This is a genomic window from Azospirillum sp. TSO35-2 (assembly GCF_003116095.1).
Lineage (GTDB): Bacteria > Pseudomonadota > Alphaproteobacteria > Azospirillales > Azospirillaceae > Azospirillum.
On record NZ_LGRA01000018.1, the window covers coordinates 230,023 to 244,055 of the forward strand.

The following is a 14,033-nucleotide window of genomic DNA, read 5'->3' on the forward strand; positions in this document are numbered from 1 at the left end:
GTACCCCTTTTTTGTGCGAAGGGAAGCGCCGATGACCGGGCAGCGCCACGGGTGCCGGCTCAGCGGCGCCGCGCCGCGTGCCAGGGCGGGATCTGAGCGGTCCGGCCGGCGTCCGCCAGAACGGCTTCGATCGCCATGCCGATGCCCAGCACCGCCTCGTCGGCGAAGCGGTGCCCGACGATCTGCAAGCCGACCGGCAACGGTCCCGTCGCCAAGCCGGCCGATGCCAACCCTACCGGCAGCGACAGCGCCGGGCATTGCGGCAGCAGGTTGAACGGGCAGGTCATGTCCATGCCCTGGTAGCGCCCGTCGGCCGAGGTCGCCATGAAATCGTCGTCACCGGCGCTGGCCAGCGGCGCCGTCACCGCGCAGGTCGGGCAGAGCAGCGCGTCGTACCGCTCGAACAGCCGCGCCAGATCGCGCCAGATGGCGGTGCGCAGACACTCGATCCGCTTGTAGTGGGTGGCGTCCATGGCGAAGCCGTGCTCCATCATCGCCACCACCGCCGGGTCCATCCGGGCGCGGTGGGCGTCGAGCCGATCGCCGAAATAGGCGCTCATGAACACGCACCAGACGTCGAGCCACTGGTCGTTCACCGCCCGCGTCCAGGGGATCGCCACCTCGTCGACCTCGGCCCCGGCGGCGCGCAGCTCCCGCACCGCCTCGCGGATCGTCGATTCCACCCCCGGCTGCACCTCGTAATAGCCGAGGTCGATCGACAGGGCGAAGCGGCGGCCCGTCAGGCTGCCGCGCCGCGCCGCATCGCCGGAGAAGGTCAGGGGAAGCGAGCCGATGTCCTCGTCGCTCGGGCCGGAGGCCGCCTCCATGAAGGCGACCGCGTCCTCCACCGTCCGGGCGAGCGGGCCGAAATGCGAGATGTTGTCGAAGACGCTGGGCAGGATCGTCATCGGGATGCGGCCCAGGCTGGGCTTCAGCCCGACCGCGCCGCACAGGGCGGCGGGGATGCGGACCGAGCCGCCCATGTCGGTGCCCTCGGCGAAGGGGACCACCCCGGTGGCGACCGCCACCGCCGAGCCGCCCGACGACCCGCCGCAGGTGCGCGCCGGGTCCCAGGGGTTGCGCGTCACCCCCCAGCGCGGGCTGGCGGTGAAGCCGGAATGGGCGAACTCCGGCGTCGTCGTCTTGCCGATCAGGATCGCGCCGGCCTGCTCCAGCCGGCGGATGCACAGCGCGGTCTCGTCGGGCGTCCAGTCCCCCGCCGTCCACGACCCGAGCGAGGTCGGATCGCCGGCGGTCGGCGTCAGATCCTTGGCGGCGAAGGGCACGCCGTGCAGCGGCCCGGTCGGCTCGCCGCGCGCCACCGCCCGGTCGGCCCGCCGCGCGGCGTCGAGCGCTTGATCCTCGCGCAGCAGGGTGAAGGGGTTGAGCGGGCCGATCAGCGTGCTGGCCCGGCGCAGCGCCTCCGCCACCACCGCTTCGGCTCTGAGGCTGCCGGACCGGATGCCCGCGGCCATCGCGGTGGCGGTCCGGTCCAGCGGATGGATGTCTTCGGTCGGTGACGTCATCGTGAACTCGTGTTGGTGGCGCCCGTGGGGGTGAAACAGGGTGGGCGGGACGGCGGTGATGGGCAAGGGGGATCCGCCACCCCACCCGCAAGGGTGCCCAGCGGACGGCAGCCTGGGCTTGACGCCCGTCCGTTTCATGGCGTCACCATTATTGGCAAGCCGCACGCCGGGCAATCGCGTTTGGCGATAAACGCCCTCTCCCGCCCCGGGAGAGGGAGGGGACCCACGAAGTGGGGAGGGTGAGGGGTAGGCCAAGAATCCAGATGTTCGATCCTTGCATTACCCCTCACCCTTCCCATGCTCCGCATGGGCCCCTTCCCTCTCCCGGGGCGGGAGAGGGCGCTAAAGGCGCTGTTGACAAAAACGAGGCCCACCGGACGCAGGAGATTGGCACAGGCCATGCTGTTCAGACGCAACGATGCCCAGGATGGCGATCCCGGCGACAGCGTGGTCGCCATTCCGCAGCCGAGCCACGCCTGGCTGTCCGGCCAGTTGCTGCGCGCCTGGGGGAACGACGCCTTCGACGCGCCGTCGCCGCGCGAGGAGGTCTGCCTGGGGGCCGAGCAGCACGACATCGGTTGGCTGGACTGGGAAGCGGCGCCGACACTGAATCCGAAGACCGGACGGCCGCACAGCTTCCAGGAACTGGACGTCGCGACGCACACCGGCCTGTGGCGGCAGGGCGTGCACCGGGCGCTCGCCTTCGGGCGCTACCCCGCCCTGCTGGTCTCGCTGCACGCGAACACGATCTACGGCAACTTTTTCGATTCCAGCAAGGCGACGGCCGGCGACGCGGCGCGCGTCCGCGATTTCCTGGAGGAGCAGCAACGGTTTCAGCGCGCCTGCATCGACGCGCTGTCGGCCGATCCGCGCTACGCCGACGCCCTGACGCGGGAGGCGATCGAGCGCAACCGGCTGCTGGTCGCCACCGTCGACCGGCTGTCGCTGGAGATCGGCTGGGGCGTGCGGAGCGACGTGACGGTGCGCAACGTGCCGACGGGCGGGGACGGCAGGACGGAGCTTCGCGTCGCCCCCGCCGCCGGCGCGGGGCCCAGGGCGATCACCGTCGCCCTCACCGTCTCCCCCTGGCCCTTCACCGCCGGCCGTGTCGAGGTGGTCTGCGAGGGGCGCCGGCTGCACGGCCGCTTCACCGACGAAGCGGCGATGCGGCGCGCGCTGGACGGGGCGGAGCCGGTCACCATCGTGACCGTGCTGACGCCCCGCTGATGGTGGTCGGGCGTCGGGTTACGCCCGGACGCTCGGCCGCATGACGTCCTGGATCTCGCCGGCCAACTGGTCGGCGATAGGGCCGACGATGACCTGCACCGAGTTGTTCGACGGCCGGACCACGCCACGGGCGCCGAGCCGTTTCAGCTCCGCCTCGTTCACGCGGCCGCCGTCGGCGACGCTGAGGCGCAGTCGCGTCGTGCAGGCTTCCACCGCGCGCAGATTCTCCGCACCGCCCAGCGCCGCCAGATAGGCGGTGGCACGGTCGCTCGCCACCACGCCGCCGGCGGGAACGGGCGCGGGGGAGCGGACGCCGGACGCCGCCGGCTCCGCCTGCCCCGCCGGGATGGCGATGTCGTCGCGGCCCAGCGTCTTCAGGTCGAAACGCAGGATGACGAAGCGGAACAGCCCGTAATACAGCGCGAAATACACGGCGCCGATCGGCAGCAGCAGGATCGGGTTGGTCGCCTTGCCGTAGTTCAGCACATAGTCGAACAGCCCGGCCGAGAAGCCGAAGCCGAGCTTCACGTTCAGCACGTCCATCAGCACCATCGCCACCCCGGTCAGCACCGCATGGACGGCAAACAGGACGGGGGCGAGGAAGATGAAGGCGAACTCGACCGGCTCGGTCACGCCGGTGAGGAAGGCGGTCAGCGCCATCGACAGCAGCACGCCGCCGACCGCCGCCCGGTTCTCCGGCTTGGCGGTGTGGTACATGGCGAGGCAGGCGGCGGGCAGGCCGAACATCATCACCGGGAAGAAGCCGGCCATGAAGGCGCCGGCCGTCGGATCGCCCTTGAAGAAGCGGTTCAGGTCGCCGGTCACGCCCTGGTAGTCGCCCAGCAGGAACCACGCGATGTTGTTGATGATGTGGTGCAGGCCGGTGATGATCAGCACCCGGTTCAGCACGCCGTAGAGGAACAGGCCGAGCTTGCCCAGGCCCAGCACGCCGGTGGTCAGCCCGGTCAGCCCGGCGTCGACGGCGGGCCAGCCATAGCCGAACAGGATGGCGATGCCGAGCGCGGCCAGACCGGTCACGATGGGGACGAAGCGCCGGCCGCCGAAGAAGGCGAGATAGTCCGGCAGCTTGATGTCCTTGTAGCGGTTGTAGAGCTGGCCGGCGATGATGCCGATCAGGATGCCGACCGGGATGCTGATCCGGCTGGACATCTTGGCGACCAGATCGGGCGCCACGCCGCTCAGCACCACCGCGCCCTTGACCGCCACGAAATAGCCGACCGCGCCGGCCAGACCGGCGGCGCCGTGGTTCTCGCGGGCGAAGCCGACGGCGATGCCCACCGCGAACAGCAGGCCGAGGTTGGAGAAGACGGCGTCGCCCGCGGCCGCGATGAAGGCGATGTTCAGCAAATCCGGTTGGCCGAGGCGCAGCAGCAGGCCCGCGATGGGCAGCACCGCGATGGGCAGCATCAGCGCCCGCCCCAGCCTCTGGACGCCCGAGAAACGGTCGGTGGACATTCGGACGACTCCTCTTCAGACGATTGTGTCAGGCTTGGATGTTCAGATGGCGGAATCCCGGTGTCCGGCGGCCCGCGCCATCGCCCGGCGCAGGTTGCCGCCCTCCTCGCGCAGCAGCCGGTCGATCAGCGGTTCGTCCGCCCCCGCCAGCCCCAGCACCGCCCGGCGCACGTCGCCGTGGCGTTCCAGCGCCGCCGCGGCGGCGGTTTCGTCCACCCCGGCGATGCGTGCGACCATCGCGGCGCAGCGGCGACGGAGTTTAGCGTTCTCCGGACGGACGTTGATCATCAAATTGTCGTGGACGTTGCCCAGCGCGGTCATGACGCCGGTCGAAAACAGGTTCAGCACCACCTTCTGCGCCGTCCCGGCGCCCAGCCGGGTGGAGCCGGCGATCACCTCCGGCCCGGTGGCGATCAGGATCGGATGCTCCGCCGCCGCGATCAGCGGGGAACCGGCGCTGCTGGCGACGCCCAGGGTCAGCGCACCGCGCTCGCGCGCCGCGCGCAGGATGCCGACGGTGTAGGCGCTGTTGCCGCTGGCCGACACGCCGATCACCACATCGTCGGGACCACCCCCGGCCGCGGCGAGGTCGGCACGCCCGGCATCCTCGTCGTCCTCGGCGGCGCCGGACAGCCCGCGCGACAGGTCGAGCCCGCCGGCGATCAGCAGCACCAGCCGCGCCGCCGGCCAGTCGAAGGTCGGGCCGAGATCCAGCGCGTCGAGCGCCGCCACCATGCCGGAAGAGCCGGCGCCGGCATAGACCAGCCGGCCGCGCCCACCGGCCAGCCGGTCCGCCGCGGCGGCGGTCGCGGTGGCGAGTGCCGGGAGGACGGGCAGGCAGGCGGCGAGCGCCCGCGTCTGCCCTTCCCACAGCGCGGTCAGCAGATCGCCGGTCGGCCAGACATCCAGGCCGCGGAACCGGTGCGCCGCATCTTCCGTACCGCTCGCCATGCCCGCCCCCGCGCCGTTGTTGCGTCCCACGCCGGTGGTATTAGATTGGACTGTTCGGGCAGCATAGCAAAAGATCGACCGCACGCAACTGCTATCTGGTCATACCAACGACACACAACCAACGGCGCGCAACAGGGCTGGGGCACAGGCTGTTGAACATTGGCCTGTTAGTGGTATCATCACATCCGACCTCCGGCCCTGGGAGTGGTTGCCGATGCCGACCGCCGCAGCCACGATGGCTGCCTTCGATCCGAACGCACTGTCGGACGCCCTGCCCCTGCCGCTCTATCTCCAGCTCGCGCGCCACCTGCGCAGCCTGATCGTCGACGGGCGGCTGACCGACCAGGACGCCTTGCCGGGCGAGCGCGAGCTGGCGGAGGCGTTCGGCGTCTCCCGCGTCACCGTGCGCAAGGCGCTGCGCGAGCTGATCGCGGAAGGGCTGCTGCACCAGCGCCAGGGCGCCGGCACCTTCATCAACCGCAGCCCGCATGTGGAACAGCGGCTGTCCGCCCTGACCAGCTTCACCGAGGACATCGGCGCCCGCGGCCTCAATCCGGGATCGCGCTGGCTCAACCGCTCGGTCGCCGCCGCCACGCCGGAGGAGGCGATGGCGCTCGGCCTGCGGCCGGGGGCGGAGGTGGTGCGGCTGCACCGGCTGCGGCTGGCCGACGGCACGCCGCTCGCCATCGAGCTCAGCGCCCTGCCGACGAGCATCCTGCCCTCGCCCGATCTGGTGCAGGGATCGCTGTACGAGACGCTGCGCGGGCTGGGCCACCCGCCGTTCCGGGCGCTGCAACGCTTGTCTGCCATTCGCCTGCCGGCCGACCAAGCCGCGCTGCTCGGGGTTCCCGATGGGGCACCGGCTCTCTATATCGAGCGGCGCACCTTCCTGGAGGACGGAACCCCGCTGGAGTTCGTGCGTTCGCATTACCGCGGCGACGCCTACGACTTCGTCGTGGAACTGTCCCTGGTCTGAACGCCCCCTGGTTTGAACGCCCCTGCCCCCGCCCGCACCGGCAGCCCTGTCCCGAAAGCGCATGATGAAGCCACAGTCCGACACCCCGTTCCGTGTCCGCGCCATCCTGTTCGACATGGACGGCACCCTGATCGACACCAAAGGCCCGGTGGAGCGGGCGTGGCGCGGCTGGGCCGCCCGGCACGACCTGGACCCGGACGCCATCCTGGCGGTCTGCCACGGCCGCCGCAGCATCGAAACCGTCCGCCGCTTCGCCCCCGCCGGGGCCGACATCGAGGAGGAGGTGCGGCTGGTGGAGGAGCGCTACACCAACGACACCGAAGGCGTCATCGCCGTCCGCGGCGCGCTGGAGCTGCTGCGGTCGCTGCCGCGCGACCGCTGGGCGGTGGTGACCTCCGCCCCGCAGGACATGGCGCGCACCCGCATCCGACAGGCCGGCCTGCCCCTGCCCGACCTGCTGGTCGGCGCCGACAACGTCACCCACGGCAAGCCCCACCCGGAAGGCTACCGCACCGCCGCCGAGGCGCTGGGCTTCGACCCGCGGGACACCGTGGTGTTCGAAGACGCCCCGCCGGGGCTGGAGGCCGGACACGCCGCGGGCGCCTGGGTGATCGCCCTGACCACGACCCTGCCGGCGGCGGAGCTGGGCGAGAACCTGTGCCTGCCGGACCTGACGGCGCTGCGGGTGCGGGTGGTCGAGGATGGGCTGGACATCATGGCGCTGGGCGGTTGAGGGAGGGGCCTGCCCCTCACTCCACCCCCTGCCACGTCCCCGCCAGCCAGGTGCCGCGCACCGTCAGGTCGGATCGCAGCAGCACCAGATCGGCCCGCCAGCCCGGCGCCACCCGGCCGCGCTCCCCCGCCAGCCCGAGGAACTCCGCCGGGTAGAGCGAGGCCATGCGCAGGCATTCCTCCAGCGGCAGGCCGATCAGGCGACCGGCGTTGCGGACCGCGGCGGCCATGTCGAGGTCGGCGCCGGCCAGCGTGCCGTCGGCCAGCACCAGCCGGCCGTCGCGGCGGTAGATGGTCCGCCCGTTCAATTCGAAGCTGGTGGCGTCGGTGCCGGTCGGCGGCATCGCGTCGGTCACCAGCATCATCCGGCCGCGCGGCCGGGCGGCCAGCGCCGCGCGCAGCATCAGTGGGTGCACATGATACCCGTCGACGATCAGCCCGCACCAGGGCCGCCCGTCGCCCAGCGCGGCGCCGGCCGGGCCGGGCTGGCGGTTGGCGATGCCGGGCATGGCGTTGTAGAGGTGGGTGACGCCGCGCATGCCCAGATCCAGCGCCTCCACCACCCGCTCGGCGCTCGCCATGGTGTGGCCGACCGACAGGATCACGCCGGCGGCCAGCAGCCGCGACAGCGCCGAATCCTCCACGCATTCCGGCGCCAGCGTCAGCAGCACCCGCCCGCCCGGCATCCGTCCCGGCAGGGCGCAGAGGAAGGCCAGATCCTCCTCGTCCGGCGCGCGGACGAAGCGCGGGTCATGGGCGCCGACGCGTTGCGGGCTGATGAAGGGGCCTTCGAAATGGAGCCCCAGCACGCCGCCGTCCGGCCGTGCCACCGCCTGCACCGCCGCTTCCGCCGCGGCGCGGTGGCAGTCGGGGGTGTCGGTGATGACGGTCGGCAGCAGGCCGGTGGTGCCGAACCGCCGGTGCGCCGCGGCGATGGCCAGCGCCCCCGCCGCGTCCGGCCGTTCGTTGAACAGCACGCCGCCGCCGCCGTTGACCTGGATGTCGAGGAAGCCGGGCGCCAGCAGGTCGCCCGCCGCCAGCGGCACCACCCGGTCCACCGCCGGGGGCACCCGGCCGGCGGCGACGATGTCGAGGATTCGGCCATCCCCGACCAGCAGGCTGCGGTCGTCCAGGATGGTGTCGCCCGTGAAGATCCGGGCGCCGGTCAGAAGCTGTCGCATCAGACGGTCTTCGTCACTTTGCTGAGGTGGGGCGGGCTGTCGGGATCGAGCCCGCGGGCGCGGGCCACGTCATAAACCGCGCCGTAGAAGCTCTGCAACGCCGCGAGCGGCAACGCCTCCGGCGCGACGCCGGGAGGGGTGGGCAGCGGGGTGGTGCCGGCCAGCCCGGCCTCGTTGGTGGCGACGCTGGCGCCGAGCCCGACGATGCGCTCCACCACCGCGCGGGTGTGCGGTTCCGCCGCGTCGGCCTGGGTCAGGGCCAGCACCGGGAAACCGGGGCCGACCAGCGCCAGCGGGCCGTGCACCACCTCGGCGGCGCTGAAGGCTTCGGCGTGCAGGCGGCAGGTTTCCTTGAACTTCAGCGCCATCTCCAGCGCCGCGCCGAAGCCGACGCCGCGCCCCAGCACATAGAGGCTCTGCACCGTGGCGAGCGGCATCAGCGCCGGCCGCCAGTCCAGCCCGCGCGCCGTCTCCAGCGTCCGCGGCAGGGCGGCCAGCGTCGCCTTCAGCCCGGCATCGTCCTGCCAATGGGCGACCAACTGCAGATAGGCGGCGAGCGAGGCGATGCAAGACTTGGTCGCCGCCACGCTGCGCTCCGGCCCGGCGGTCAGCGGCATGAAGTGGTCGCACAGCCCGGCGAGCGGCGAGTCCTCGGCGTTGACGAAGCCGACCACCAGCGCCCCGCCCGCCTTCGCCGCCTCCACCAGCCGCAGCAGGTCGGGACTGCGCCCCGACTGCGACACGGCGACGAACAGCGCGCCCTCCAGGCTGAGATGACCGCCATAGACCGAGGCGATCGACGGGCCGATGGAAGCCACCGCCCGGCCCATCCGCGTTTCGATCAGGTACTTGCCGTAGGCCGAGGCGTGGTCGGAACTGCCCCGCGCGCAGGTCACCACGAAGCGCGGCGGCTGCCGGCGCAGACGCTGGCCCAGTTCCGCGAAGGCCGGACCGCAGCGTTCGATCTGCCGGGCCACCACATCGGGCGCCTCGGCGGCTTCCAGCGCCATCAACGGCAGGGGCTGTGACGGGGGATGGGGAGGCTGCGGCTCGGGCATGGCGGCTCTCGCAGTGTGGCGACGCGAGATACCAATATAATACCTTATCTGGACGGAGGCCAGCGTCCATTGGTAGGATAGGCCCGGATCATCGTTGGACCGCCACCGCTTGCGGCGAGCGGCCGGGCTGGAGAGGCAGCGTCATGAGACCAGTCCAATACCAGAGAGCCGGCGGGCGGCGCAGGCCGCGCCGCCCGTCACCGGCCCAACGGCTACTGCGCCGCCCGCCGGCCGCCCTGCAGGGCCAGGGCCTCGGCCAGGGCGTCGGCCTCGTTGCCGACGATCAGGTCCAGGCCGTTGGCGCCCAGCCCGATCACCGCGCGCACGCCGGCGCGCTTCAGCGCGTCCGCGTTGGTCTTGCCGGCGTCGACCAGTTCCACCCGCAGCCGGGTGGTGGCGAAGGCCGCGAGGTCCCGGATGTTGCCGGCCCCGCCCAGCGCCTCGCGCAGGCGGGCGGCCTGATCGGTCGGCAGGGCGACCGGGGCGGCCGCGGCCGGAGACGCGGCGACGACCACGGGGGCCGCGACCGGCGCCGCGTCGTTGTCGGCGCTGGTCGAGCGCAGATACTCCTGCATCTCGGTCTTCAGATTCTCCGACAGGGTGCCGAACACCGCCTGCACGCTGTCGCGCACCCGCAGGACGCCGGACGCGCCCATGCCGCGCAGCTTGCCCTCGTCGACGCGGGCCGGGTCGCGCACCACCACCCGCAGCCGGGTGATGCAGGCGTCGAGGTTGGCGATGTTCCCCCGCCCGCCGAAGGCCAGCACGAGGTCGCGCGCCCGCTCGCTGCCGGTGGCGGTGGCGGTGGCGGCGGCCTCCTCGGTCACCTCCTCCCGTCCCGGGGTCTTCAGGTCGAGCGCCGTGATGGTGTAGCGGAACACGACGTAGTAGAGGCCGGCGTAGACCGGTCCCAGGATCAGGACCAGCCACCATTTCTGCGAATAGGGGCTGAGCACGTTGAACAGGACGAAGTCGATGCCGCCCTGCGAGAAGGTGAAGCCCATGTGGGCACCCAGCGAGTTCATCAGGAACTGCGAGGTGGCGGCCAGCACGGCGTGGATCAGGTAGAGCACCGGCGCCAGGAACAGGAACGAGAACTCGATCGGCTCGGTGATGCCGGTCAGGAACGAGGTCAGCGCCGCCGAGATCATGATGCCGCCGACCCGCACCCGGTTTTCCGGCCGGGCCGCATGCCACATGGCGATGGCCGCCGCCGGCAAGCCGAACATCTTGAACAGGAAGGCGCCGGACAGGATGCCGGCGGTCGGGTCGCCGGCGAAATAGCGGTTGATGTCGCCGTGCACCACCTGGCCGGCCGCGGTCTGGAAGGAGCCGATCTCGAAGAAGAAGGGCACGTTCCAGATGTGGTGCAGGCCGAACGGGATCAGCAGACGTTCGACGAAGCCGTAGATGGTCGCCGCCAGGCGCGGATCGCCCACCGCCGCCCAGCGCGAGAAGCTGTTGATGCCCTCCTGGATCGGCGGCCAGATCACCGACAGCAGGCAGCCCAGCACGATGGCGGCCAGCGCGGTGATGATGGGCACGAATCGCTTGCCGCCGAAGAAGCCCAGATAGGGTGGCAGCACGATCTTGTAATAGCGGTTGAACATCGCCGCCGCCAGACCGCCGGCCAGGATGCCGCCGAAGACGCCGGTCTCCATCGACTTGATGCCCATGATGACCTTGGGCTCCATGCCCCAGACCCCGGTCATCACCCCCAGCGTGGCCAGCATCACGATGTAGCCGATGGTGGCGGCGATGGCCGACACGCCGTCATTCTCGGTGAAGCCGAGCGCCACGCCGATGGCGAAGATCAGCGGGAGGTTCCCGAAGATCACGTCGCCGGAATTCTTCATCAGCATCGACAGCAGCGGCGGCATCCACTCGAAATTGGCCGCGCCGATGCCGAGAAGCAGGCCGGCCACCGGCAACACCGCCACCGGAAGCATCAGGGATTTGCCGATTTTTTGCAGAAAGGCGAAGGGGTCCAATACCATGGCGGGTCTCCCGCGAGTTGTCCGACGGCCCGACCATATGGCCGCAAGCGAGACTACAACACAGATCCCCTGAGGTTTCAGGGCATAGGCGGGTTGACATGCAGCCTATCCCAAAAGCGTCTCGGCAGCGCCGATTGGCCGCAGGGCGATCGGCTTTCCCCGCAGGAGACCTTTGACAATCTATAACTTCGATCGCACACGGGATATGCGACGTCTGCGCACGCTCGTCGAATGGCACGGAAGGGCACCCGTCTGGGTCGAACCGTCACCGGAGAGGAAAAGACCATCATGACCGCGATCACGCTTGCCGCACCGCTCGCCGGCTGGGCCATGCCGCTGGACGAGGTGCCCGATCCCGCCTTTGCCCAGGGGCTGGTCGGCACCGGGATGGCCATCGACCCGACCGTGAACGAGCTGCGCAGCCCCTGCGACGGCGTCGTGCTGTCGATCCACCGCGCCCGCCACGCCTGCACGGTGCGCAGCACCACGGGCGCGGAGGTGCTGCTTCATCTGGGCGTCGACACCGTCGGCCTGAACGGCGAGGGCTTCACCGCCCATGCCGCCGACGGGCAGGCGGTGAAGACCGGCGACCTGCTGATCTCCTTCGACATGGACACGGTGGGACGCCGCGCCCACAGCCTCGTCAGCATGATGGTGGTGGTGAACGACGGCTTCACCGTCGACGGCCAGACCGTCAACCGCGAGGTCGCGGCCGGCGTCCCGGTGATGACCGTCCATGGCGGCAGCGCCGGTGCCGCCCCGTCCGAGGCCCCGGTGGGCGCGTCCTCGGCCGACTCGGCCGAGCGCACGGTGCGGCTGCCCATCGCCCACGGGCTGCACGCCCGCCCGGCCGCGGCCCTGGTCGCCGCGGCGAAGGCCCACCCCGGCGCGGTGACGATCCTGTGCCGCGGCCGCAGCGTCAACGCCAAGAGCGTGGTGGCGCTGATGGGGCTGGGCACCGTGCTGGGCGACGAGCTGACGGTGCGCGCCGCCGGCCCCGGCGCCCAGGGCGTGGTGGAGACCATCGCCGGGCTGATCGGCAGCGGCCTGGGCGACCCGGTCGTCGAGGGCGCCGCCGCGGCACCGGCCGCCGCGCCGCGATCCGCCCCGACTCCGGCTCCCGCCGAGGAGGAGATCGGCCCGCCCTTCGCCGCCGGGGAAGAGGTGCTGGTGAAGGGAACCATCGCGGTCCCCGGCGTGACGGTGGGCACCGCCGTCCGCCGGTTCCGCACCGCGGTCCGGGTGGTGGAACAGGGCGACGGCCCGGCGGTCGAGGAACCGCGGCTGCACCGGGCGCTCGACAGCGTGATCGCCGGCCTCGCCGACGCCGCCCGGCGGATGCCGGAACACGCCGCCATCTTCCAGGCGCATCGCGAACTGCTCGACGACCCCGAACTGCTGGACGGCGCCCTCGCCGACATCCGCGCCGGCAAGAGCGCCGGATGGGCGTGGCAGCGCGTCACCCAGGGCCAGGCCGAGGTGCTGGCCGCCATGGCCGATCCGCGCATGGCGGAGCGCGCCGCCGACCTGCGCGACCTGGAGCAGCAGGTGCTGGCCGCGTTGGCCGGCAAGGCGCCGAGCGTCGGCCTGGCGGAACTGCCGGCCGGCAGCGTCGTGCTCGCCGACGAAATCCTGCCCTCCGATCTCGCCGGGGTGCCGGCGGGACGGCTGGCCGGCATCGGCATGGTCCACGGCGGCCCGACCTCCCACGCGGTGATCCTGGCGGCGGCGCTGGGGGTGCCGACCATCGTGGCGCTCGGCCGGCAGGTGGAACGGGTGCCGGACGGCGCCCCCGTCGTGCTGGACGGCAACCGCGGCGAACTGCACGTCTTCCCGCCCGAGGAGGCGCTGGACACCACCCGCAAGGCCGTCGCCGCCCGCATCGCCCGGCGCGAGGTCAACCGCCGCACCGCCAGCGAGGACTGCCGCACCGCCGACGGCACCCGCATCGAGGTCTTCGCCAACCTGGGCCGGGTCAGCGACGCCCCGGTCGCGGTGGCCGAGGGGGCGGAGGGCTGCGGCCTGCTGCGGACCGAGTTCCTGTTCCTGGAACGCCAGTCCGCCCCGACCGAGGACGAGCAGCACCGGCAGTACCAGCAGATCGCCGACGCGCTGGGTGGGCGCCCGGTGATCATCCGCACGCTGGACGTCGGCGGCGACAAGCCGCTGCCCTACCTGCCGCTGCCGAAGGAAGAGAACCCGGTGCTGGGCCTGCGCGGCGTCCGCGTCGGCCTGCGCGAGCCGGAGCTGCTGCGCGCCCAGATCCGCGCCATCCTGCGGGTGAAGCCGGTCGGCGTCTGCCGCATCATGGTGCCGATGATCACCTCCCCCTCGGAACTCCAGGCCGTCCGCGCGATGGTGGACGAGGAGCGGGCGACGCTCGGCCGCGCCGAACCGATCGACGTCGGCGCGATGATCGAGGTGCCGGCCGCGGCGCTGATCGCCGACCGCATCTGCACGGTGGCGGATTTCCTGTCGATCGGCACCAACGACCTGACCCAGTATGTGCTGGCGATGGACCGCGGCAACCCGCACGTCGCGGCCCAGCTCGACGCGCTGCATCCGGGCGTGCTGCGGCTGATCCGCCAGACGGTGGCCGGCGCGTCGGGGCTCGGCCGGATGGTGGCGGTGTGCGGCGGCTCCGCCTCCGACCCGATGGCCGCGCCGCTGCTGATCGGGCTGGGCGTGACGGAGCTGTCGGCGACGCCGGCGGTGATCGCCGACCTGAAGGCCTTCATCCGCACCCTGCGGCTGGACGACTGCCGCCGCGTCGCCGAAGCGGCGCTGATGGCCGACAGCGCCGACGAGGTCCGCCGGCTGGTGGCGGAAACCTGGCCGGCGCTTTGACATCACGGTTCCCGTCCGCCGTCCAACCCCGACGGCGGACGGGAACCGGCGTCAGCGGACCA

At 71.9% G+C, this 14,033-nt stretch carries 10 protein-coding genes; 4 read left to right on the top strand and 6 right to left on the bottom strand.

Annotation, left to right across the window (positions count from 1 at the left end):
• Positions 1–59 precede the first annotated feature (59 nt).
• A complete protein-coding gene (locus TSO352_RS12040; RefSeq protein ID WP_109108286.1) occupies positions 60–1,526 on the bottom strand; it encodes an amidase in 1,467 nt (488 codons plus the stop codon).
• 399 nt (positions 1,527–1,925) lie between these two features.
• Between TSO352_RS12040 and TSO352_RS12050 the strand changes: the two genes are divergently transcribed.
• The gene (locus tag TSO352_RS12050; protein WP_109107583.1) at positions 1,926–2,753 is read left to right on the top strand and encodes a DUF3891 family protein; all 828 of its coding nucleotides are present in this window, start codon (positions 1,926–1,928) and stop codon (positions 2,751–2,753) included.
• An 18-nt stretch (positions 2,754–2,771) separates the two neighbouring features.
• On the opposite strand, the gene nagE is transcribed toward TSO352_RS12050, so the two are convergent.
• Positions 2,772–4,229, bottom strand: a complete 1,458-nt coding sequence (nagE, locus tag TSO352_RS12055; RefSeq protein ID WP_109107584.1) for an N-acetylglucosamine-specific PTS transporter subunit IIBC — start codon at positions 4,227–4,229, stop codon at positions 2,772–2,774.
• A 42-nt stretch (positions 4,230–4,271) separates the two neighbouring features.
• Positions 4,272–5,180 carry an N-acetylmuramic acid 6-phosphate etherase gene (locus TSO352_RS12060; protein ID WP_109108287.1) on the bottom strand — a complete coding sequence of 303 codons (909 nt, stop codon included), beginning with the start codon at positions 5,178–5,180 and terminating at the stop codon, positions 4,272–4,274.
• Between the two features lie 214 nt (positions 5,181–5,394).
• Between TSO352_RS12060 and TSO352_RS12065 the strand changes: the two genes are divergently transcribed.
• Both TSO352_RS12065 and TSO352_RS12070 read left to right on the top strand, forming a co-directional pair.
• Positions 5,395–6,156, top strand: coding sequence for a GntR family transcriptional regulator (locus TSO352_RS12065; protein ID WP_109107585.1), 762 nt, complete (start codon positions 5,395–5,397; stop codon positions 6,154–6,156).
• 61 nt (positions 6,157–6,217) lie between these two features.
• A complete protein-coding gene (locus tag TSO352_RS12070) occupies positions 6,218–6,889 on the top strand; it encodes an HAD-IA family hydrolase (protein ID WP_247872056.1) in 672 nt (223 codons plus the stop codon).
• A 16-nt stretch (positions 6,890–6,905) separates the two neighbouring features.
• Here TSO352_RS12070 and nagA read toward each other — a convergent pair whose 3' ends face one another.
• From nagA to ptsG, 3 genes are all read right to left on the bottom strand, one after another.
• A complete protein-coding gene (gene nagA / locus TSO352_RS12075) occupies positions 6,906–8,069 on the bottom strand; it encodes an N-acetylglucosamine-6-phosphate deacetylase (RefSeq protein ID WP_109107586.1) in 1,164 nt (387 codons plus the stop codon).
• Entirely contained in the window at positions 8,069–9,127 is a 1,059-nt protein-coding gene (locus TSO352_RS12080; RefSeq protein ID WP_109107587.1) for an SIS domain-containing protein, read from the bottom strand. Before TSO352_RS12080 ends, nagA begins: the two co-directional genes overlap by 1 nt.
• Positions 9,128–9,339: 212 nt before the next feature.
• Positions 9,340–11,124 (bottom strand): PTS glucose transporter subunit IIBC, encoded by a 1,785-nt coding sequence (ptsG, locus tag TSO352_RS12085; protein WP_109107588.1) that lies wholly within the window; start codon positions 11,122–11,124, stop codon positions 9,340–9,342.
• 288 nt (positions 11,125–11,412) lie between these two features.
• Here ptsG and ptsP point away from each other — a divergent pair, with 288 nt between their 5' ends.
• Complete coding sequence (gene ptsP, locus TSO352_RS12090) at positions 11,413–13,971, top strand: phosphoenolpyruvate--protein phosphotransferase (RefSeq protein WP_109107589.1); 2,559 nt, start codon at positions 11,413–11,415, stop codon at positions 13,969–13,971.
• The last annotated feature ends 62 nt before the right edge of the window (positions 13,972–14,033 follow it).

Excerpts from the sequence above, each read along its gene's own strand:
- nagE (WP_109107584.1), bottom strand. The coding sequence starts at position 4,229 with ATGTCCACCGACCGTTTCTCGGGCGTCCAGAGGCTGGGGCGGGCGCTG.
- TSO352_RS12060 (WP_109108287.1), bottom strand. The coding sequence starts at position 5,180 with ATGGCGAGCGGTACGGAAGATGCGGCGCACCGGTTCCGCGGCCTGGAT.
- TSO352_RS12040 (WP_109108286.1), bottom strand. The coding sequence starts at position 1,526 with ATGACGTCACCGACCGAAGACATCCATCCGCTGGACCGGACCGCCACC.
- nagA (WP_109107586.1), bottom strand. The coding sequence starts at position 8,069 with ATGCGACAGCTTCTGACCGGCGCCCGGATCTTCACGGGCGACACCATC.
- ptsG (WP_109107588.1), bottom strand. The coding sequence starts at position 11,124 with ATGGTATTGGACCCCTTCGCCTTTCTGCAAAAAATCGGCAAATCCCTG.
- TSO352_RS12070 (WP_247872056.1), top strand. The coding sequence starts at position 6,218 with ATGATGAAGCCACAGTCCGACACCCCGTTCCGTGTCCGCGCCATCCTG.
- ptsP (WP_109107589.1), top strand. The coding sequence starts at position 11,413 with ATGACCGCGATCACGCTTGCCGCACCGCTCGCCGGCTGGGCCATGCCG.
- TSO352_RS12080 (WP_109107587.1), bottom strand. The coding sequence starts at position 9,127 with ATGCCCGAGCCGCAGCCTCCCCATCCCCCGTCACAGCCCCTGCCGTTG.
- TSO352_RS12065 (WP_109107585.1), top strand. The coding sequence starts at position 5,395 with ATGCCGACCGCCGCAGCCACGATGGCTGCCTTCGATCCGAACGCACTG.
- TSO352_RS12050 (WP_109107583.1), top strand. The coding sequence starts at position 1,926 with ATGCTGTTCAGACGCAACGATGCCCAGGATGGCGATCCCGGCGACAGC.